Here is a 704-nt window from a genome sequence, read left to right as displayed (position 1 = left end):
CATAAATTTAAATTAGCAATCGGCCGGACAATTCTCTCCAGCCATCTTGGGGCATCCCCCACAAGTCGTCCGATTCTTTGAAGTGCAGTCTCTGAATTTGCGGACTTCAAATTCAGAGGGTTCATCACTTGTTTTGTTCGAAGCAGAATGGATATGAGACAATTAACCCAATAATCTACAAAACTATGAAACCACTCAAACCATCGATAGAGGGTAGATTCATCAGCTGGAACATCATGTGTAGAAGGGTTCGTAAGAACCATCTCAATGCATTCCGACTCATATCTCTTATATGGAACTAAGATATCTGGTAATTCATGATGAATCCGACCACACTGTTCACAGCACAACCGTCGAATATTATATACTTTTGTTTCTCCAGATCTTTCTTTTGACTTTCTATTTCTAGTACCAATAATACTCATACTTTTCCCACAACAAGGAGAAGGAATCCTCCCTGCACCTCTAACCAAAAACTCCATTGTTTTCAATTAGCTTATAATCTGATACAATTATCATATGGTTTTTTGGGGGACGCTTCTCGTATATCTGTTGGCGCAGGTATACATTATGGGAGGCGTCTTTTCCTTTCTCCAGAATATTAAATGTCGAAATGTTTCGAATTATGTATATGGACATTATACTCGTCAAATTCTGGACAGGCAATACCGTCAACTTTCAGTCATTATGGGATAGCAATAACA

1 protein-coding gene is annotated in these 704 nt (G+C 38.6%); it reads right to left on the bottom strand.

Features of this window, described 5'->3' with window-relative positions:
• On the bottom strand, window positions 1–425 hold a 425-nt coding region (locus LKW28_RS22805), incomplete at its 3' end, for a DUF6431 domain-containing protein (protein WP_229142705.1).
• Between the last annotated feature and the right edge of the window lie 279 nt (window positions 426–704).

The sequence above is a fragment of the Bacillus sp. REN16 genome (assembly GCF_020731355.1).
GTDB lineage: Bacteria > Bacillota > Bacilli > Bacillales > Bacillaceae_L > Ferdinandcohnia.
Note: the sequence above shows the minus strand (reverse complement) of the source record. Positions and strands in the feature narration are given on the sequence as shown.